The 19,184-nt window shown below is 68.4% G+C and carries 17 protein-coding genes and 4 pseudogenes; 13 read left to right on the top strand and 8 right to left on the bottom strand.

The window, feature by feature from the left end; translation table 11 throughout:
* Positions 1-626: pseudogene (locus ACFWP5_RS09670) on the top strand (Tn3 family transposase); the annotation flags it as partial.
* Positions 627-994: 368 nt separating this feature from the next.
* On the opposite strand, the gene ACFWP5_RS09665 reads toward ACFWP5_RS09670, so the two are convergent.
* The 3 genes from ACFWP5_RS09665 to ACFWP5_RS09655 form a co-directional block, all read right to left on the bottom strand.
* Entirely contained in the window at positions 995-2,089 is a 1,095-nt protein-coding gene (locus ACFWP5_RS09665; protein ID WP_384152929.1) for a winged helix DNA-binding domain-containing protein, read from the bottom strand.
* A gap of 13 nt (positions 2,090-2,102) precedes the next feature.
* Positions 2,103-3,134: an aldo/keto reductase gene (locus ACFWP5_RS09660; RefSeq protein ID WP_384152926.1), complete on the bottom strand. Its 1,032-nt coding sequence runs from the start codon at positions 3,132-3,134 to the stop codon at positions 2,103-2,105.
* Positions 3,135-3,244: 110 nt separating this feature from the next.
* Positions 3,245-3,667 (bottom strand): VOC family protein, encoded by a 423-nt coding sequence (locus ACFWP5_RS09655; protein WP_384152923.1) that lies wholly within the window; start codon positions 3,665-3,667, stop codon positions 3,245-3,247.
* 158 nt (positions 3,668-3,825) lie between these two features.
* Between ACFWP5_RS09655 and ACFWP5_RS09650 the strand changes: the two genes are divergently transcribed.
* Both ACFWP5_RS09650 and ACFWP5_RS09645 read left to right on the top strand, forming a co-directional pair.
* The gene (locus tag ACFWP5_RS09650; protein WP_384152920.1) at positions 3,826-4,824 is read left to right on the top strand and encodes a helix-turn-helix transcriptional regulator; all 999 of its coding nucleotides are present in this window, start codon (positions 3,826-3,828) and stop codon (positions 4,822-4,824) included.
* Positions 4,825-5,204: 380 nt separating this feature from the next.
* Positions 5,205-5,432, top strand: a pseudogene (locus ACFWP5_RS09645) (recombinase family protein); the annotation flags it as partial.
* A gap of 92 nt (positions 5,433-5,524) precedes the next feature.
* Here the strand turns inward: ACFWP5_RS09645 and ACFWP5_RS09640 are convergent.
* Positions 5,525-5,947: pseudogene (locus ACFWP5_RS09640) on the bottom strand (transposase); the annotation flags it as partial.
* A 27-nt stretch (positions 5,948-5,974) separates the two neighbouring features.
* On the opposite strand from ACFWP5_RS09640, the gene ACFWP5_RS09635 reads away from it, so the two are divergent.
* The 3 genes from ACFWP5_RS09635 to ACFWP5_RS09625 all read left to right on the top strand — a co-directional run bounded on the left by ACFWP5_RS09635 (position 5,975) and on the right by ACFWP5_RS09625 (position 8,501).
* Positions 5,975-6,103: a hypothetical protein gene (locus ACFWP5_RS09635; RefSeq protein ID WP_384153145.1), complete on the top strand. Its 129-nt coding sequence runs from the start codon at positions 5,975-5,977 to the stop codon at positions 6,101-6,103.
* 114 nt (positions 6,104-6,217) lie between these two features.
* Positions 6,218-7,045 (top strand): helix-turn-helix domain-containing protein, encoded by an 828-nt coding sequence (locus ACFWP5_RS09630; RefSeq protein ID WP_384152917.1) that lies wholly within the window; start codon positions 6,218-6,220, stop codon positions 7,043-7,045.
* A 67-nt stretch (positions 7,046-7,112) separates the two neighbouring features.
* On the top strand, positions 7,113-8,501 hold the full coding sequence (locus ACFWP5_RS09625; protein WP_384152915.1) for a tryptophanase: 1,389 nt from the start codon (positions 7,113-7,115) through the stop codon (positions 8,499-8,501).
* A 258-nt stretch (positions 8,502-8,759) separates the two neighbouring features.
* Here the strand turns inward: ACFWP5_RS09625 and ACFWP5_RS09620 are convergent.
* Positions 8,760-8,852, bottom strand: a pseudogene (locus tag ACFWP5_RS09620) (IS5/IS1182 family transposase); the annotation flags it as partial.
* Between the two features lie 19 nt (positions 8,853-8,871).
* On the opposite strand from ACFWP5_RS09620, the gene ACFWP5_RS09615 reads away from it, so the two are divergent.
* Positions 8,872-9,414, top strand: coding sequence for a hypothetical protein (locus tag ACFWP5_RS09615; protein WP_384152912.1), 543 nt, complete (start codon positions 8,872-8,874; stop codon positions 9,412-9,414).
* On the opposite strand, the gene ACFWP5_RS09610 is transcribed toward ACFWP5_RS09615, so the two are convergent.
* On the bottom strand, positions 9,405-9,785 hold the full coding sequence (locus ACFWP5_RS09610; protein ID WP_384152909.1) for a hypothetical protein: 381 nt from the start codon (positions 9,783-9,785) through the stop codon (positions 9,405-9,407). The two genes, ACFWP5_RS09615 and ACFWP5_RS09610, sit on opposite strands and share 10 nt — an antisense overlap.
* 194 nt (positions 9,786-9,979) lie before the next feature.
* Here ACFWP5_RS09610 and ACFWP5_RS09605 point away from each other — a divergent pair, with 194 nt between their 5' ends.
* The 4 genes from ACFWP5_RS09605 to ACFWP5_RS09590 all read left to right on the top strand — a co-directional run bounded on the left by ACFWP5_RS09605 (position 9,980) and on the right by ACFWP5_RS09590 (position 14,133).
* A complete protein-coding gene (locus ACFWP5_RS09605) occupies positions 9,980-10,168 on the top strand; it encodes a hypothetical protein (protein ID WP_384152906.1) in 189 nt (62 codons plus the stop codon).
* A gap of 989 nt (positions 10,169-11,157) precedes the next feature.
* Entirely contained in the window at positions 11,158-12,567 is a 1,410-nt protein-coding gene (locus ACFWP5_RS09600; RefSeq protein ID WP_384152903.1) for a diacylglycerol/lipid kinase family protein, read from the top strand.
* A complete protein-coding gene (locus tag ACFWP5_RS09595) occupies positions 12,560-13,186 on the top strand; it encodes a phosphatase PAP2 family protein (protein WP_384152900.1) in 627 nt (208 codons plus the stop codon). The genes ACFWP5_RS09600 and ACFWP5_RS09595 overlap by 8 nt, the downstream gene beginning before the upstream one ends.
* Before the next feature lie 290 nt (positions 13,187-13,476).
* Positions 13,477-14,133, top strand: a complete 657-nt coding sequence (locus ACFWP5_RS09590; RefSeq protein WP_384152896.1) for a transglutaminase domain-containing protein — start codon at positions 13,477-13,479, stop codon at positions 14,131-14,133.
* Positions 14,134-14,783: 650 nt separating this feature from the next.
* Here the strand turns inward: ACFWP5_RS09590 and ACFWP5_RS09585 are convergent.
* The gene (locus ACFWP5_RS09585; RefSeq protein WP_384152893.1) at positions 14,784-15,902 is read right to left on the bottom strand and encodes a fatty acid desaturase family protein; all 1,119 of its coding nucleotides are present in this window, start codon (positions 15,900-15,902) and stop codon (positions 14,784-14,786) included.
* 7 nt (positions 15,903-15,909) lie between these two features.
* The gene (locus ACFWP5_RS09580; protein WP_384152890.1) at positions 15,910-16,965 is read right to left on the bottom strand and encodes a ferredoxin reductase; all 1,056 of its coding nucleotides are present in this window, start codon (positions 16,963-16,965) and stop codon (positions 15,910-15,912) included.
* Positions 16,966-17,052: 87 nt separating this feature from the next.
* Between ACFWP5_RS09580 and ACFWP5_RS09575 the strand changes: the two genes are divergently transcribed.
* Positions 17,053-18,192, top strand: a complete 1,140-nt coding sequence (locus ACFWP5_RS09575) for a PucR family transcriptional regulator (RefSeq protein WP_384152887.1) — start codon at positions 17,053-17,055, stop codon at positions 18,190-18,192.
* A 559-nt stretch (positions 18,193-18,751) separates the two neighbouring features.
* Entirely contained in the window at positions 18,752-19,090 is a 339-nt protein-coding gene (locus ACFWP5_RS09570; protein ID WP_351129532.1) for a thioredoxin domain-containing protein, read from the top strand.
* Positions 19,091-19,184 lie beyond the last annotated feature (94 nt).

Here is a 19,184-nt window from a genome sequence, read left to right as displayed (position 1 = left end):
TTGGCCGCGGCTTAACAACATCGCCTGGGCGATGCTTTCCGGGCCGCCCCTGGTCCGCCCTGCACCACACCGGCCCCACCCGGGGCCCGGTGCTCTCCACCAAGACGATCGACTGGGACCTGATCGCCCAGCAGTACGACCAGATCGTGAAGTACACCACCGCCCTGCGGCTGGGCACCGCCGAGGCCGAGCAGGTCCTGCGGCGCTTCACCCGGGGTGGGCCGAAGCACCCGACGCACCGGGCGATCGAGGAGCTCGGGCGGGCGGTGCGGACCTCGTTCATCTGCGACTACCTGGCCGACGTCGAGATGCGGCAGGAGATTCACGAGGGGTTGCAGGTGGTGGAGAACTGGAACTCCGCGAACAGGGACCTCTTCTACGGCAAGGACGGTGACCTGGCTGGTTCGGACAAGGAGAGCCAGGAGGTCAGCATGCTCTCGCTGCACCTGCTCCAGTCCGCTCTGGTGCACATCAACACTCTGCTGATACAGGAGGTCCTGGCCGATCCTAAGTGGGCGGACAAACTCACCGACGCGGACCGGCGGGCGCTGTCGCCACTGTTCTGGACCCACGTGAATCCGTACGGCCGGTTCGAGCTGGACATGAACAGCCGCCTCCATCTGGATCTGTCCATCCGGGCGACGGTGCCCGGCCCGCGCACCTCGCAGGAGGAGGCAGCCGCAGCCCCGGCATGACACCTGGGCTCCGGGGCTTGGCCGGAGCGAGCCCAGGTGAAGCACACTGATCCACTTCGCCGCTGGGCACGGCGGCCACCGTGGTGTCGCTGGTGCCGCAGGACGAGCACATGGCCGAGACCGCCATGCGCAACGCGCGGGCCACCCGGTCCAATACGGTCAGGCCGTTTAATCGCAGGCACTCTCCGCGGAAGGTAAGCGTCCAACACGCACACCACGTACTCGTCCCGGTTCACGCGGGCGGCGTTGGCACGTTTTGCGAATGGTCCCGTCACGTCGGGACCTGGAGTGCGTGATCGTCAGTTTTCGGTGTCGAGTTGGATGTGCTCGATGCCGTTGTCCAGGAAGGTGGTCAGGTCCTGGGCTTCGGCGTAAACGGCCTCTTGTTCCAAGGCTGTGAGGGGGCGCAGGGAGCTGATGTGGAGTCGGTGGTCGCGCACGGTCCACGTGGCGGTGACGCGTCCGTCGACAAGGACGGTGCGGTGGCCTGCGACGGACAGACCGAGGTGGGGGGCGTCGATGATGCGGCTACGGTCGTGGTAGCCGAGGATGGCGTTGTCGAAGGCCGGGAGGAACCGGACGGGGGCGGGGGTGTCGGGGTGGGGGCGGGGTGCGTCGGGCAGGTCGAGCAGTTCGCGGCCGCGTTCGTCACGGAAGACGACGAGTTCTTCTCGGGCGGCTTTGATGGCGGCGGGAAGGCCGGCGAGGCCGCACCAGGCACGTAGGTCCGCGCTGGCGGCGGGCCCGTACGCGGCGAGGTAGCGGCGCAGCAGTTGCTGTCCGACGGGATCACTGCCATCGGCGGGCAGGGGGTCCAGGTCCCGTTCCAGCCAGGTACTCAACGGCAGGTTGCGTACGCCGGCGGTCTGGTGCCACAGGCCGCGGGGCGGGAGTTGGGCCATGGGGATGAGGGCTGCGATGAGCAGCTCGCCCAGGACACGGCGTGGTGGGCCGGGCCAGCGGCCTTCGAGAGCTTGTACGAGCTCGGTCATGGTGCGGGGCTGCTGGTCGGCCATGACCGCGCGGCCGGCTGCGGCGACCTCGTCCACGTCGATGCCGGCCAGTTCACGCCGGTAGGTTCCCAGCACTCGCTGGCGCAGCATGGTGTCGTGGCGGGCTCGCCAGGTGAGCGCGTCGTCGGCGGTGACGAGGTGGACGGTGCGCCGCATCAGGTGAGTGCGCACCACCACGCGACGGGTCAGCGCGTCGTCCAGTTGCTCGGGCTTGAAGCCGGACAGGCGGGACCACAGCCCGGTGAAGGGTTCCTGAGGTTCCTGTGCCTGCAGGCCGCACAGATGGGCCACCGCCTCCGGCACGGATGTGTCGCTGCGCTTGAGCAGGTGCTGGCGGGCGAGGGCGGCGCGATTGAGGGCACGGGCGTCAAGAACAGTCATGGCATCCTCACGCTCACGCGGCGGCTCGTTCGTGGGACGGGCGTCGGCGCAGGTCCGTGCGGGTGAGGGAGGGAGGTACGTAGGAGACGTCCAGAGGGCTGATGTCGGTGCCGGGCGGGACGATTGCGTCGATCTTGTCGAGGATGTCGTCGCCGAGGGTGAGGGTGGCGCCGACGAGCAAGTCGTCCAGCTGGTCCATGGTGCGCGGGCCGATGATGGCGGCGGTGATGTCGGGGTGGCTGGTGGCGAAGGCCATGGCCACGTGCGTGAGGGAGTGGCCGGTTTCCTCGGCGAGGGTGAGCAACTGCTCCACCGCGTCAAGCTTGCGTTCGTCGGTGAGGTGCCGGGAGACCCACTGCATGCGGGCGTTGTCGGGCCGCGGGGCGCTCTTGCGGTAGCGGCCGGTGAGCAGACCCATGGCCAACGGACTCCATACCAGAACGCCCAGGCCGTAGCGGCGGCAGGTGGGCAGGACCTCCCGCTCGACGCCGCGGTTGAGAATGGAGTAGGTGGGCTGCTCGGTTCGCAGGCGGTGCAGTCCACGCTGCTGGGACACCCACTGGGCCTCGACGATTTCCGAGGCCGGGAGGTTGGAGGAGCCGATCGCGCGGACCTTCCCGGCACGCACGAGGTCGGTGAGCGCGGAGAGGGTCTCCTCGATGTCGGTGTGCGGGTCGGGGTGGTGGATCTGGTAGAGGTCGATGTAGTCGGTTCGCAGCCGCTTCAGTGAGCCCTCGACCGCCTGGACGACCCAGCGCCGGGAGCTGCCGCCGCGGTTGGGCTCCCCGCCCATCGGTCCGTTGAACTTGGTTGCCAGCACGACCTCGTCGCGGCGCCCTTTGAGGGCCTTTCCGACGATCTCCTCGGTCTCGCTGTAGCCGTACACATCGGCGGTGTCGACAAAATTGATGCCCGCATCCAGCGCTCGGTGGATCATGCGCACGCAGTCGTCGTGATCAGGATTGCCCATTTTGCCGAACACCATGGTGCCCAGGCAGTAAGCACTGACTTCGATGCCGGTCCGTCCCAGCTTCCGCATCCTCACGGTGCCTTGTCTCCTTCCGCTGCTGTACGTGTTCGGTGCCTGCGCCGTCCGGGGCGCCATGCGGCCGCGGCGGCCCGGACGGCGCAGGCATGTCAGGTCGGTCGGTTGGTTCAGCCGTTGTACGGAGCGGCGACGTCCAGGACCCAGGTGATGCCGAAGCGGTCGGTGACCATGCCGTACAGCGGTGCCCACTGCGCAGGCTCCAGCGGGCGCACGATGATCGAGCCCTCGGCGAGCTTGCCCCACAGGGCGCTGATCTCCTCGGCGTCGTCGCCGCGCACGGAGACGAAGAACGGGTTCTCGCCCTGGTTCCAGGGCAGCTGCGAGGGCACGTCGTAGGCCATGACGTGGAAGCCGTTGTCGCCGGCCACCTCGCCCCACATCACCCAGTCCGCCTCGGCCTCGTTCTGGACGGCGCCCGCGTCCTTGTAGGTGACCGCGACAGTACGTCCGCCGAAGACGGACTGGTAGAAGTCCAGCGCCTCACGTGCGGCGCCCCGGAAGTTCAGGTGAGTGGTGGTCGTGATGGACATGACCTGCTCCTTGCCTCGTGTGCCAATGTGTGCCGTCGGCCGTCGTTGCCGAGCGGCGGCTGCCGCGATCAGGGGGTGTTCCTCCCGAACGGCTCGGATGCCACGTTGGCAGGGGTAGAGGACAGGTTGTGTCCGGTACTCCGGGGAGTATGGGTCTCATGCACAAGACGTCCGCCCGGCTGCTCGCGTTGCTCTCGCTCCTTCAGACGCCCCGTGACTGGTCCGGCGATGATCTCGCCGAGCGTCTCGGCATCACCTCGCGCACGGTGCGCCGTGACATCGACCGCCTGCGCGAACTCGACTATCCGATCAGGACCGTCAAAGGACCGGCCGGCGGTTACCGACTGGAGGCCGGCACCGACCTGCCACCCCTGCTGTTCGACGACGGCCAGGCCGTCGCCCTGGCCGTCGCGCTGCAGACTGCGGCCGCCGGCAATACCGTCGCCGAAGACGCTTCCCGCGCCCTGGCCACCCTCCGCCAGGTCATGCCACCCCGCCTACGCCACCGCATCGACCTGCTGCGCATCACTGCCGTCCAACCGCCCGCGGCTCATGACACCCTCCAGGTCGAGGCTCAGGTCCTGATGGACCTGAGCCGCGTCATCCATGCCCGCGAGGAACTGCGCTTCGACTACGCCCCAAGCTCAAGCACCTCAGCCGATAACCCCCGCCGAGTACAACCCCTCCACCTGGTCACCTGGCGTCAGCACTGGTACCTCGTGGCCTGGGACCTCCATCGCGAGGACTGGCGTACCTTCCGCGTTGACCGCATCCGGCCCCGCACACCCACCGGCCCCCGCTTCACCCCTCGTGAACTCCCCGGCGGCAACGTCTCCACCTTCGTCACCAGCCGATTCCGCGGCAACGACGGCACCACCACCGACTGGCCCTGCCAGGGCGAAGTCATCCTCCGCCTCCCGGCCGCCGACGTCGCACCCTTCGCCCAGGACGGAATCGTTGAGGAACTCGGCCCCCGCCACTGCCGACTCATCCTCGGCTCCTGGTCATGGACCGGACTCGCCGCCGCCATCGGACGCTTCGAAACCGATATCGAAGTCATCGGCCCACCCCAACTGGCCACCGCATTCGGGGACCTCGCCGCCCGCTATGCCCTCGCCGCACGGACCACAAGACCAGAGACCGGCCCGGCGCAGTGAGAACAGAACTCACCACGTTGCTCAAGCCCTCCGAACCTCCGGGGCCGACCCCACGCTCAGTAACACGCGATCCGAGAGCAGGGAAGGGGTTCGCATAAACGGCCCTTTCCCTGAGCAAGATCAAGAACGGTCGGCGGAAGCGGCCCGGAACGCGGATTCACCGTCACAACTCGCTCTCACTCAAAAGTGGAACCAGACATGTTCTGGGAAATGTCTGTGACAGCAGCCGGGGTCATGACGGACCCTCAAACCGCAGTCACATCCCAAGCGGACGACGTCGGGCGTCACCCCTGCCCGCGTGTGACGCTGAGCCAGGTTCCCCCTGTCGCTCGCGCTCCGGAGCGGTCGCCGGGACTTACCACACCGGCCGCTTCACCAGGGTGCCCCGGCTCGCGAAACTCCTGCGCGTGCCGACCCCCGCCGACCGAGGCCCCCGCCAGCCGTGGCGGCCTGGCACCCCGGCGCCCGCGCCCGTCGACCCGGACACCCCGAGCGCGGACATCCGCATCGGATACGCCCGCTGCTCGGCCCTCACCCAGGAACTCCAGACCCAGCTCGACGCTCTCGCCGCCAAGCACGTCCCCCGCGACAAGATCTTTGCCGAGAAGATCAGCACCCGGGTCCGGGTCCGTCCGCAGTTCGAGAACGCGCTCGCCGCAGCGAGGGAGATCAAGGCCCGCGCCCCGCACTGCCGGGTGTCAAGGGACCGGGTGCGGAAGGCCGTCAGGGGCTCGTCGAGGTCGCCGCAGATGAGGGAGACCTGCCTCTTGGAGATGCCGCTGTCCGTGCCCAGGGCCGTAACCAGCTCGTCGACCGAGCGCGTGGAGACGCCGTGCACGTATGCCTCCATGATGACCGCGTACAGGGCCTGATCGATACGGCGTCGGCGTTCCAGCAGGCTGGGGAAGAAGCTGCCGGTACGCAGTTTGGGGATGGCCAGCTCCAGGTCGCCGGCCTGGGTGGTGAGCGTCTTGTCGCGATGACCGTTGCGGTAGCCGTTGCGGTTCTCGGTGTGCTCGTTCCACTGAGCGCTGATCCGGCCGCTGAGCTCGGCCTCGATCAGCTCTCGCAGCATGCGCTCCGCGACGTCCGGGACACCACCCTCGCCGAGGACGCTTCCAATATCCGCATCGGGAACACACCCCGCGCGATGGCCACTTTCCGCAACCTCGCGATCGCCCTGGCCCGCCTCGCCGGCTGGACCAACACCGCCCACGCCACCGACTACCAAAAATCACACACCGGTCACGCACTCGACCTCGCCCATCCCGGTAGGTGAGAGCGCAGGCACCTTGGGGTGGCCAGGGCGAACCGGAATTTTTCTTCAATGCTCCGCTGTCGGCAGGTGGCATCCTGAATGTCGGCAGAAAGCCGCTGAGCACGGTGGAAGAGCATGACAAGGCAGGCCAGCAGCAAGATCGACTATTTCACGTCGGCCGCGAGCGGCGTCGAGTTCCTCCTCGGCCGACTGGACGGGTACCGGTACTCCCCGCACCTGCACGACACCTTTATCGTCGCGGCACTTTCCCATGGCGTCGGTGCGCTCTCGATCGGCGGCCGGCCCTACAGCCCACGGGTGGCACAGTTGATCTTCTGCAACCCCTTCGAGGTCCACGACGGCGCGGCGCGTGGCGGTGGTCTGAGCTACCGGGCGAGCTATCCGTCAGAACCTCTCATCCACCGCATCGCCGCGGAGAGCGCAGCAGCTCCCCTGCGCGGGGCGGTCCGTTTCACCGAGCCTGTGGTGGACGATCCTGTGGGCGCGGCCATGTTCCTTGAGGCGCACGAGAGTTCACGGCGCGGTGATTGCACACTCGAGGCAGAGGAACGCCTTTTCACCACGTACGCGTACTGCCTGTCCCGCTATGCGGGCGTCCGCTTGGCGGAAGCCGGGCAGGAGGACGGCCCGATCGATCGTGCCGTGACGCTGCTGAGCGACGACTACGCCGCCAAAGTGACGCTTTCGGACCTCATCGGTGAAGCAGGAGTCCCACGGCAGCGACTCATCAGCGCGTTCCGCCGCCGGACGGGGCTCACGCCGCACGCTTTTCTCGTCAATCGGCGCGTCATCGCCGCGAAGCAGCTCCTCCGCAGTGGCGAGCAGGCGTCCGCCGTGGCGGTGAGTACCGGTTTCAGCGATCAAGCCCACCTGATCAGGACGTTCAAAGCGCGCATCGGTGTCACGCCCGGCGCCTATCAGCAGGCCGTTCGCGAACGGTGACGGCCCGCCGCCATCCCCCTCCTTCCTTGCAGCGCCCCTACGGGCCACACTTTTGGGAGTACGCAACATGTCCAGGCGCCTGCCGGAACCGTTTCGCATCAAGGTCGTCGAACCCATCCGGATGACGACGCGGAGCCACCGCGAGGAGGTACTGCAGCGCGCGGGCCTCAACCTTTTCTCTCTCAGCAGCGACGACGTCTACATCGACCTTCTTACCGACAGCGGCACCGGAGCGTTGAGCGATCGGCAGTGGGGCGGCCTCGTCACCGGCGACGAGGCGTATGCGGGCAGCAGAAGCTTCCACCGGATGCGGGACACCATCTCCCGGATACTCGGTTTTCCCCTGACCATTCCCACCCATCAGGGGCGGGCCGCCGAAAACATCCTCTTCCCCGAACTGGTCGCGCGCTGCGGGTCGCCCTCGCCGGTCTTCATCTCCAACTTCCATTTCGAGACGACCAAAGCGCACGTGGAACTCACCGGTGCGCGGGCCGTCAACACCCTGACCCCCGACGCACTGGACACCGGCACGTACCACCCGTGGAAAGGAAACTTCGACCTTCCGGCGCTCACCTCCGCAATCGAGCAGCATGGCGCCGCGAACGTGGCCGGTGTCATCGCCACCATCACCTGCAACACCTCCGGCGGACAGCCCATGTCGGTCGCCAACCTGCGCGAGGTCTCGTCCCACTGCCGCGACCTGGGCATCCCGGTCATCCTCGACATCGCACGCTTCGCCGAGAACGCCTGGTTCGTCAAGCAGCGCGAGGAAGAGTTCAAGGACAGCGCCATCTCCCACATCGTGGCGGAGACCATGGCCTGCGGAGACATCGCCGTCGCCTCCGCCAAGAAGGACGGCCTGGTGAACATCGGCGGCTTCTGCGCCTTCCGCGAGGACGGCGAGTTGTACCAAAGGGCCCAGCAGCGCTGCCTGCTGACAGAGGGCTTCATCACCTACGGAGGGCTGGCAGGCCGCGACATGGAAGCGCTCGCCATCGGCCTGGAGGAGGCGATCGATCCCGACTACCTCACCTACCGGATCGGACAGGTCGCCTACCTCGGTGAGCGTCTGCGCGCAGCCGGCATCCCGATTCAGCACCCCCCGGGAGGCCACGCGGTCTTCGTCGATGCCGGGGCCATGCTGCCCCACCTGGCCTACGACCAGTTCCCCGGGCACGCCCTCGCCTGCGCCCTGTACCTGCAGGCGGGCGTCAGATCAGTAGAGGTCGGGTCGCTGCTGCTCGGCCGCAACCCGGACACCGGCGTACAGGAGAAGGCACCGCTCGAACTGCTACGGCTCACCATTCCGCGCCGCGCCTACACCAACGACCACATGGACTATGTGGCCGACGCGCTGATCGAGGTGGCGGCCAGGTCGGCCACGATCAGCGGCATCCGCTTCGACTACGAGCCGCCCGTGACGCGCAACTTCACCGGCCGCTACCGCTGGGTCTGACCAGCCCCATTACGCGCGGCAGCGGCCAGACCGGCGTGATCATCAGGGATCGCGTTCGTCACACCAAGTACGGATCATCAGGCCATCAGGGCATGTACACGCACGAGCCCTGGGCCGCCAGGTGTGCAGAAACCGTCCGCCGTGCAGCAGGAATCGTCGTGGAACGAACAGCTCTCCCATGCTTCGATGATCGAGATCGCGACTACGGGAGAGAAATTGACGAATTCTGCGACTGCAGGCACTGAGCGTTTTCCGACCTCACGCTGATGCGTGGTGAAGGACGAGGACGGCCTTCACGACGTCGGTGATCCGGTTGCTGCAGCGGAGCTTCCGCAGGAGGCGCCAGCCCTTTCGGCCGTTCGACGGAGCCATGCCGTATATTCACACGATCACGCTGGAGGCGGACCTGACGGCGAAACTTGTCGAGCGCTGCCGTGCGGAGAAGACGACGGTGCACGCCTTGATCGTCGCTGCGGCGTCCCGGGTGCGGTCCACCCTGAGCAGCGAGGAGTTCGTGCGCGTCGTGACTCCGTTCAGCTTGCGGAGCCTCACCGGAGCCGGCGGTGACTGTGTGGACTATTTCGCCTCTGCTCGCACAGGAATGGTCCCGCACAACGGCAACACCCTGTGGGATCAGGCGTGCTCCATCGGCGCGGAAATCGCAGGCGCCAGGTCTACGGCCGGAGTTGTAGCGGCGTCCGCGGCACTCGAACAGCTCGTTCCCGTTAACGCCGACGCCGACACGGTGGAGGCGTTCATACTCGGCGCGCTGTCCTACGAGATCGTTGTCAGCAACCTCGGGATACTCGACATCCACCCATCAGGCCCGTTCCGCCCGAAGGCGGTCTGGGGGCCGCTGCTGCTGAGCCAGGCTGTCGGCGAGCAGATCTCCGGCGTTGTGACCTACAGATGAAGGAAGCTCCGGACATCGTCATAGCCGTCGAGGGCCCGACCGTCCACGTCCGACGGGTCCGCCTCGGCCCGCGCCGCAAGCGACTCTGCCAGGGCACGGGCCTCATCGCTGAGATGTCCAAAGCGTCGAGCGGTATGGCCCAGGCACAGCCCCGCCAGCCCGAGCAGCGGACTACCCGACACAGCCCGCGTCCCGACCTGTACGCACCAGTGCTCGACGAACCCCGCGTCGTTGTCGTTCAACGCGGTGCCGACCAGAACTCCCGCCGCCTCGCCCTCTGCCGAGCGGTCACGCAGAGCCTGCTCCAACGTCTCGACCACCACCCCGTGAGGAAGCGCGGGAGGGTTCTCGAAGCTCAGATGAGAATGCACCCCGCGAGACTACGCGGACCATATCCAACGACTACCTGCCGCGGACCCGTCCGGCGAGACGGGGCGAACGTTGCTTGACGCGGCACGAGCTCAGAGAAGGCTCGGATCATCCCTTCGGGGCGATGGACTCCTACACCGGGTATGTCGCCCGCATCGGCGATGTGGTTCTCGATGTCGCCATCGGGGAATGAGAGTTGGCCTTCGAGGCGGCGCTCGCGCATCCGGTCGGCGATCTGCTGGTCACGGACCGGGTCATCCTGGAGCCCGTATGGAGTGGCGCGGGTCTGGGGCCGGTTCTGGGGTGTGTGGCGATCCGCCGCCTGGCGCAGGGGACTGCGTTGCGGTGGCGTGCGATCCGGGTTCCGCCGTTGGTCGCGAGTTGACGGAGGACCAGCACCGTGAGGCTGTCGTCAAGCTGGGCTGTGGGTGGGAGTGGATCGGCTTCGGGGCCTTCCAGGACGGTGTGCACATCCGGGACTGCCATCAGTACCGGCGCCAGGACCTCCTGGCCGTATGCCGGGAGGAGTTCAGTGCGTTGTGCCGGTCTGGGGGCGGGCCGCCGTATGCGGGTGCTGTGCCAACTCACTTTCCACGGACGGAAAGTGCGGTACTGAGGGCTGGACAGCATTCCTCGGGATCGCTGTCCAGCCCTCGCGCAACACCCGCCCCTTACGGGGGGTTCGGGACCCGAGGTATTCCGGCCAGGGACGGGGAGGCGCCGACGAGCTCGGTGATCTCCATCGAGGAGGGCGCGTGGCCGTCACGGCTCTTGAGGCGTGTTGCACGGTGGCTGCGAGGGCCGTGAGGTGGAGGAAGGTCCTGTCACGTGCGGTGACGATGTTGACTGCTGCCCATGCCTGGTCCGCCGGGCAAGGAGACCTCGAATCCGCTCGATCAGGCAGGGCGGAGCGTCGGATCCGGTGTCCAACGGGGTCGGCGCGACCCGGCCTGTAGTCTTGATCCACTCTGCGATGCATGTCGTCGAGACTCGGTCGATCACCGATGGGCGTGAGGAGACGGGGTGGCGGACAGGGACAACGAGGTCGGGAAACGCCGGTCTCGCGGTATTAAGGGAGACGAGGCGGCGCTTCGAAGGCCCCGTCGTTGAAGTTGAAGGGGCGAGGACCGCACCCCGGACACGCTGCGCGGCAGCCGCGTCGTGGACATCGGCAGCCTGGAGGGCGCAGACCAACACGTCACCGCTATCGGTTTCGCGGCTTGAGCCCGCGCCGCCGACCGCGCTTGGTCGAGGACGAGGCCGGACACACCGCGTACGTTCCATGGACACCGGCAGCAATCGCCGGAGTGACGGGCAGACGGAGCACCCGCCGCGCTGGCGAGTGTCCGCCTCAGCCATGACCGGGAAGCGACATTGAACGAGACCAGAACGACGCGGGAGACGGAACCCCAGGGGCCCGACACGGGTCGCGGCTCGGCGCGAGCTCTGGCCCGCCTCGCTCTGCTGTGCATCGCGGGAGCGGTGGCAGCAGTGGTGGCCGGTACCGGCCATTGGTTCATCCTGCTGCTGGGCCTGGCAGGCCTCGGATTGGCCGGCGCGGGCCTGTGGTGGGCGTTGGCGCACCGCGGATTCGCCCGGCTCCTCGGTGCCTTGCTGGCGATCACCGCACCCGTCGGCGTCCTGGTGCTCTACGCCGTGTCGGGTCTGTGGGTGGTCGCGGTGGTCGCTCTCGCGGCGTGGACGGCTGCGCTCGGCTGCGCGAGGAGTGCCCTGCGCCGGCTGCGCAAGCCGCACGGCATGCACACCCGCACGGTGCGCCCGCCCCGCCGGGCCGTGCTGATCATGAATCCGAAGTCGGGAGGTGGGAAGGTCGGGCGGTACGGACTCGTGGAGCGGGCCGAGGCGCTGGGCGCGCGGGTGATCCTGCTAGACCTCGACACGGATCCGGATCCCGTGGCACTGGCCCGGCAGGCTGTCGCCGAGGGAGCGGACCTGCTCGGTGTGGCCGGCGGCGACGGCACCCAGGCCTTGGTGGCAGGAGTGGCCGCCGAACACGGTCTGCCGTTCATGGTCGTGACGGCTGGCACCCGCAACCACTTCGCTATGGACCTCGGCCTGGACCGGGACGATCCGGTGAGCAGCCTGGAGGCGCTCTCGGACGGTGTGGAACTCCGCGTCGACCTCGGAGACATCTCCGGCCGGCCGTTCGTCAACACCGCCTCGTTCGGTACGTACGCGCACATCGTGCAGAACCCCGACTACCGCGACGCCAAAGCGGTCACCGCGCTCGACCAGTTGCCGGACCTGCTGGCGGGCGAGGCGGGTGCCGAACTCAGTGCCCGGACCGACGAGGAGCGGTTGGAGGCCCCACAGGCGGTGCTGGTCAGCAACAACCCCTACGCACGGGCCGACCCCCTGACCGGTGGCCGTAGGGAACGGCTCGACACGGGCGCGCTCGGCGTGATCGCGGTCCGGGTCGGGGGCGCGGTACAAGCCGCCGAACTGGCGCTGCTGGGGGAGCGGGCCAGCGGTATCACGACCCTGACCTCCCGCAGCGTCGTCGTCGAGTCCGACGAGGAGGCCATCCCGGTGGCCGTGGACGGCGAGGCACTCGTCCTGCCTCCGCCCGTGGTGTGCACGATACGGCCCGGTGCGCTGCGGGTGCGCGTGCCACGGGAACGTCCGGGGGCACCGTACGTCGCACCGGCCGTCGACTGGTACCGCGTCATGCGCCTCGCCTTCGACCGGTCGCCCCACGAACACGAGAGCCACGACCGAGCAGCCCCCTCACGCGACAAGAACCAGGAGCAGAGCGATGATTGACCGTCGTCCTAGGCAACAGCGAGTACCGCAGGATCTGTTGCGCGATCTCGCCAGCCTCGACCAGGCGCTCTACGAGGCTGTGACGGTCACCAGCACACCGGCGTTGGACTCGGCGCTGCGCCGGCTGTCCGCGGCGGCCGATCACTCCAAGATCTCTCTCCTGATCGCCGCCACCCTGGCTCTGCGCCCCGGCCGCTCCCGCCGCGCCGCGGTGCTCGGCGTCGCGGCGATCGGCGTCGCGTCCACCACGGCCAACCTGCTCGGCAAGCGTCTTGTACGGCGGCCACGCCCGCGCCGTGCCGAGGACTCGCCCTTCCCCGGTCGGCACGTCCCGATGCCGGCATCCGCCTCGTTCCCCTCGGGCCACACGGCCTCCGCCGTCGCCTTCGCCGCGGCGGTCGGGCCCGCGTTCCCGGCCGTCACGGTCCCCCTCGGCCTGCTGGCCTGTGCCGTGGGCTACTCGCGCGTCCACACCGGGGTGCACTACCCGGGCGACGTGGTCGCCGGCGCCGTACTCGGAACGGGTGCGGCTGCCGCTGTCCTCGCGGCGGCAGCACACTGGGACGGCTGGGGCGGCGGTAGCGCCGGGCGGTTGACCTGTGGCTCTTCGACCCGGTGACGGCCCGTGGTCCGGGCGCTTGGGCGTCCGGACGGCAGACATCTGCCGAGACCCGGATCACCCCACCCCATAGTTGAACGCGTTCAAATATCTTGCCATGATGAGTCGCGCCATCCGGAGAGGATGCTGGGGGAGAGGATCACCGTCATGACGAGCTCGCTTCTCATGCCGCGAGGCCGTGTCCGCACGCGGGGGGGGCCGACAGGGGAGGAGCAGCGGGCAGCGCGGCTCCGACGCGGATTCTCGACTGGCGGCATCCGAATGTCTCGTTCTTGTTGCGCCATCTCGACATGCCGACGGACACGGAGGACGCCACGGATCCCGCCCGCCGAACAGCGGCCCTGCGGCAGGCCCACCGGTGGATCGCCACGGCTGTGCGGCCGGTGTACTCGGTGCAGGACGAGCGACCCGTCTCGGAGGTGCTGCGCCGTCGGCGGGGCTCGTGCAGCCAGCGGCTGGCGGTGCTGGAAGCGGTCGCGCGGGCAACCGGGGTGGCCACGCGCGTGCGCGGCCTGCTGGTGGACGGCAGCTTCTGGTACCCGCGCTTCCCCCGGGCCCATCGGCTGGTCCCGCACCACGTCGTGCTCGCATGGCCGGAGTTCCACATCGAAGGGCTGCCGCAGAACGGCCGTCCCACCGCACCGTGGCTGACGGTCTCGGAACTCTTCGGTGGCCTCGACGAGTTGAACGAAGACAGCGGCGGCGGCTTCACCAACACCGGCCCGGAGACACTCTTCGAGGCACTGTCCCGGACGGCGATCGACTGGGACGGCGCAACGGTCTGCCCGGCCACCGGCCCCTCGTGCGACCTTTCGGCCTACGTCCGGACAGACCTCGGCCATTTCGACTCCCGGGACGCACTCTTCGCCCAGCACGGCCAGAGCCTCTGCGGAACGGCGAGGCTGCTGGCCGAACCCTTCATGAGCCGCCGCTCGGCAGGGGCCTAGGAGGTCGTGACAGAGGCGTCGGACGTGGCGGTGGGTGATGAGGCCGGTGGCGAGGCCCAGGAAGGCTTCGTGGATGTCGTCGCCTCGTCCCCATGCCGCGCCGCCACAGCAGTCGGCGGTGCTTGCAGCCGCGGTCGGCGAGGAGCGCGTTCACCGTCGAGCACAACGCCGGGCGGCAGCCGCGTCCCGGGCAACGTGACGTCCGTCCAGTTTGCGGTGACGTCCCGCCCGGAGCGTGTCTGAAGGCGAACGCCGTCGGTCGTACGCCACATGATCGTTCTGTGGCCGTCGAGCTTGGCTCATCCGCCCGTCCCGGCAGCAGCGCAGGGTTGGGCACAGGGGTGGCGGGCATCGGTTCCGGCAGTGTCCACGTCACAGCCCGTGCCTTCCAGCCAGCCCGCCCGTCGGCAATCCGAGTGCGCGTACGCATCCGACTACCGGCTCGATCACGGCAGGTCAGCGCACTGCAACATCTCGCCGAGGCTGTGTGCTGAGCTCTTGGCGCACGTCCAGGCAGTGCAGCCGGACAGCGGGCTGCCCGGATCCCGTGTCGTACGGTCTGGTGTCGTGGCCGCCCACCGTTTGTAACGGATCTCGCCGGACCCGGTGGTGGCGCCGGTACGGCCGGAAGATCTGAATCAATACCGGGATCAGGCCGCGACGAGCTCCTGTTCGCGGTCCGGTGTGTTGACCTTGGGCTTCTTGTTCGGCAGCGAGAGCCGGAAGACCTTGTGCCACGCGGAGAACACCTGCTTGGGCAGCGGCCCGGTGACGTACTCCAGCTCGTACTTCTCGAACAGCGCGCGCACCTTCACCGCGACCTCGGCGTACCGGTTGCTCGGCAGGTCCGGGAACAGGTGGTGCTCGATCTGGTGCGACAGGTTGCCGGTCATGAAGTGCATGGCCCTGCTGCCGCTGATGTTCGCCGAGCCCATCATCTGGCGCAGGTACCACTGGCCGCGGGTCTCGCCCTTGATCGACCGGCGCTCGAAGACCTGTACGCCCTCGGGGAAGTGCCCGCACATGATCACCGAGTGGGTCCAGATGTTGCGGATGAGGTTCGCGGTGAATGTGGCGGCGAGTGTGGTGAGGAACGACGGGCCCGACAGCAGCGGGTGGATCACGTAGTCCTTGAGCACCTGCTTGCGGATCTTGCGGCCCACGGCCTTGGCCCGCGCGCGGAACTCCGGGTTCTTGCGGCGGCGCTTTTGCAGGTTCTTGCCGAGCTCCAGGTCGTAGGCTGCGATGCCGTACTCGAAGAAGCAGGCGTTGATGAAGTTCCACAGCGGCTGGCCGAGGTGGAACGGGTGCCACCGCTGGTCCTCGTCGACGCGCATGATGCCGTAGCCGAGGTCGTTGTCCTTGCCGATCACGTTGGTGTACGTGTGGTGCAGCTCGTTGTGCGAGTGCTTCCACTGCTCGGACGGCGAGACGTGATCCCACTCCCAGGTGGTGGAGTGGATCTTCGGGTCCCGCATCCAGTCCCACTGGCCGTGCAGGATGTTGTGGCCGATCTCCATGTTGTCCATGATCTTCGCCACGGACAGACCGGCGGTGCCGAGCAGCCACGCGGGCGGGAAGATCGAGAACAGCAGCACGCCCCTGCTGACCAGCTCGAGCTTGCGCTGCGCCGAGATGACCTTACGGATGTAGGCGGCGTCTTTCTCACCGCGGCCGGCGATCACCTCGTCGCGGATCGCGTCCAGCTCGCGGCCGAGCTCCTCGATCTGCTCCGCAGTCAGGTGGGCGGTGGGGTCGGTGGCGGTCAAGGTGCTCCTACCGTTCGATGTCGCAGGGGCCCGCCGCGGCGGACACGCAGGTCTGGATGAGGACGCCCGGCTCGGCCTCGGTGATCTCGCCGGTGCGCAGGTCGCGGACGGCGCCCGCCTTGAGCGGCGTGACGCAGCCGAAGCAGATGCCCATGCGGCATCCGGAGGGCATGAGCACGCCGGCCTCCTCGCCGATGTCCAGCAACGGCGTGGCGCCGTCCGCGTCGACGGTCTTGCCGGTGGCGCTGAACGTGACCTCGCCGCCGTCGCCGGCGACGACGATGCTGGGGCGGAAGCGTTCGGTGTGCAGGCGCTCTTGTACGCCGTGCTCGGTCCAGTGCTCTTCGGCGGCGTCGAGCAGGCCGGCGGGCCCGCAGGCCCAGGTCTCGCGCTCGGCCCAGTCGGGCACGAGTTCGTCGAGACGGGCGATGTCGAGCTTGCCGTCCGTGTCGGTGTGCACCTCGGTGAGCCGCAGCTTCTTGTCCGCGACCAGGTCGTGCAGTTCGTTGCGGAAGATCACGTCGTGTGGCTGTGGCGCGCAGTGGACCATGACGACGTCGTCGAACTCGATGTCGCGCAGCATGCCCATCACGGGCGTGATGCCGCTGCCGGCCGTCAGGTAGAGCACCTTGGCGGGCTTGGCCTGCGGCAGCACGAAGTCACCGGTCGGTTGGTCGAGCTGGATCAGCGTGCCCGGTTTCGCCCTGCGGACCAGGTGGTTGCTGACCTTGCCGTCCGGGATCGCCTTCACGGTGATCGTGACGCGGCCGTCCTGACGGTTTGTCGGCGAGGTGAGGGAGTAGGCACGCCACAGGCGCACCCCGTCGACGTCGACCCCGATCCGCACGTACTGACCGGCTGTGTGGCCGCGCCAGCCCCGCCCCGGCCTGATCACGATGGTCGCGGCGTCACCCGTCTCGGGGTGCACGGCCTCGATGCGCCCACGCAGGTCAGCGCCCGCACGCAGTGGGCGGACCAGGTCGAGGTAGTCCGACGGCAGCAGCGGCGTCGTGACCATCTCCAGCAGTTTCCACGCCCTGCTGCGGAGGGCTGTACTCGTCATGACTCCAGCTTGCTGTGCCGCAAGGCGTAAAGTCCTGACCGCAGGACGTAAATCTGGTCGGCTGAATTGTTCGCAGGGAACAAAAACGTGAGCCATGCAATCCGGAGGGTCAGCGAACTGGCCCTGGATGAGACGACGGTCACCGTACTTCGGGGCGCGCTGAAGGCCACCGCCGACGAGGTCGTCCAAGCGATCATCGACGAGGTCCCTCCCTACGCCAACGCCCTTTCGGGCCGCATGGGCGCCACCATCCGCCGAGCCGTCCGCACCGCCCTGGGGCACTACCTGGACCTCGCGAGCGGGAACGCCACAGGCGGCGACGCCGGTGACGCCGCCTACGAACTGGGCCGCGGCGAGGCGCGCGACGGCCGTTCGATGGACGCCCTGCTCAGCGCCTACCGCGTCGGCGCCCGCGTGGCCTGGCGATGCCTGGCAGCGGGTGCCGTACCCGCAGGTCTGCCCGCCGCCGAGGTCGCCAAGTTCGCCGAGCTGACCTTCGCCTACATCGACGAGCTCTCCGCCGCGAGCGCCGCGGGCCACGCCGACGAACTGGCCGCCCGGGGCAGGGACCACGAACGCCACCTGGAACACCTGACCCGCGACCTCCTCGCCGGCGCGAGCCCGGACGTGCTGCTGGCCTCTGCTCAACGGGCCGGGTGGCAGCCTCCGGTTTCGCTGACCGCGGTCCTGCTGCCCGCCGCCCAGGTTCGGCCTGCCTACCGCACGCTCGACCCGAGCACCCTCGTCCTCGACGATCTGCCGGACGCCACCGGTGTGCTGCTCGTCCCCGATGCCGACCGATCACATCTCCTGCGGCAGCTGACCGACCGCACCGCCGTGGTCGGCCCGGCCCGGCCATGGACTCGTGCGTCCGCCTCGCACGCACGAGCCGTACGCGCGCGCTCCCTCTCCTCTGATATTCGCGACACCGAGGATCATCTGCCCGAGCTGGTGCTGAGCGCCGACATGGACGCGTTCGCAGACCTGCGTGCCCGAGCTCTCGCACCGTTGCGGGCCTTGCCTGTTGCGACCGCACGGCGGCTGGAGGAGACGTTGCGGGCGTGGCTGCTGCACCAGGGCAGGCGGGACGAGGTGGCGGCGGCGTTGTTCGTCCATCCCCAGACTGTCCGGTACCGGATGTCGCAGCTGCGGGAGCTGTTTCCGGATCTCGCATCGCCACACCGGGTCCTTGAACTGACGCTGGCGGTCGGTCTTCGGGTCAGCTGACGCGTACTTCGACCGTCCACGACCGCGTCCGCGAGCGGTCCAGGAATCGTGCCTCGTTCTCGGCGCCATCAGCTGGCTCATGAGGCCCGGGGAAGAGCGGTATTGGCCGGCTGGGACCGGGACGTTGATGTGCAGACCGGACAGGGCCTCGGGAAGCCCGTCGGGGGCGCTGTCGCTGAGAAGCGCGGTGGCGGATACGGCTCGACCGGATCCGGTGGACGATGCGCACCGGCCCGCTTGTCGACGCGCTCATCGAGCATCTGGTCGGCGTTCTGGGCAGCTATGCCCTGGAGAACGGCTTTCATGTCGTCGTGGAGGGCGCTGTCCTGGCATGAGCTGACCCGCGGGCGCGCGGCGGGCTGCAGCTGGGTCACCGGCGGGGCGGCCAGGCCCGGGTCGCCAGGGGGGCCGGGCCGCTCGCGCCGGGGACCACCGTGGTTCTGCGACGGTCCCGTGCCTTCCTTCCGACAGACCAACCGGGCGACCGACCGGGCCGGCCTGGCACACCGCGCGAGGGATGATGGGGATGGAATGACGGAATGTGAGGTCAGGAGCTTCTATGGCGAAGCGGGTTCACCGACCCCGTGAGGACGCGGAGTTCAATTTCATCCTCGGGATGAGCGGAGTTCCGGTGCTCGCATACTTCACCGGGACATGGCCCAAGGCAATCGAGCCCTGCCGGGTGATGGACCTCGTCGTGGGTGGCATCGCCGACGACTACACGGGCCGCCTGACGGCCGTCCGCGCCGACATCACGCGTTGTCCGGCCGCAACCGAGCGATACGGGATCACCGGAGCCCCGTCCTACGTCCTGCTGAAGGAGGGAGAGGCGGTGGCACACGGCACGGGGCCTATGACCATCACCGAGGTACGGAAGTTCCTGGACGGCCACCTCTGAGAGGGCGTTAAGTCCGTTTCTGGTAGCGGCCGCGTCCGGGTTGTTCGAGGAGTCCTTGGCGGACGAGTCGTCCCAGGCGGGAGCGGGTGACGTT

Source organism: Streptomyces sp. NPDC058469, assembly GCF_042721125.1.
Lineage (GTDB): Bacteria > Actinomycetota > Actinomycetes > Streptomycetales > Streptomycetaceae > Streptomyces.
Note: the sequence above shows the minus strand (reverse complement) of the source record. Positions and strands in the feature narration are given on the sequence as shown.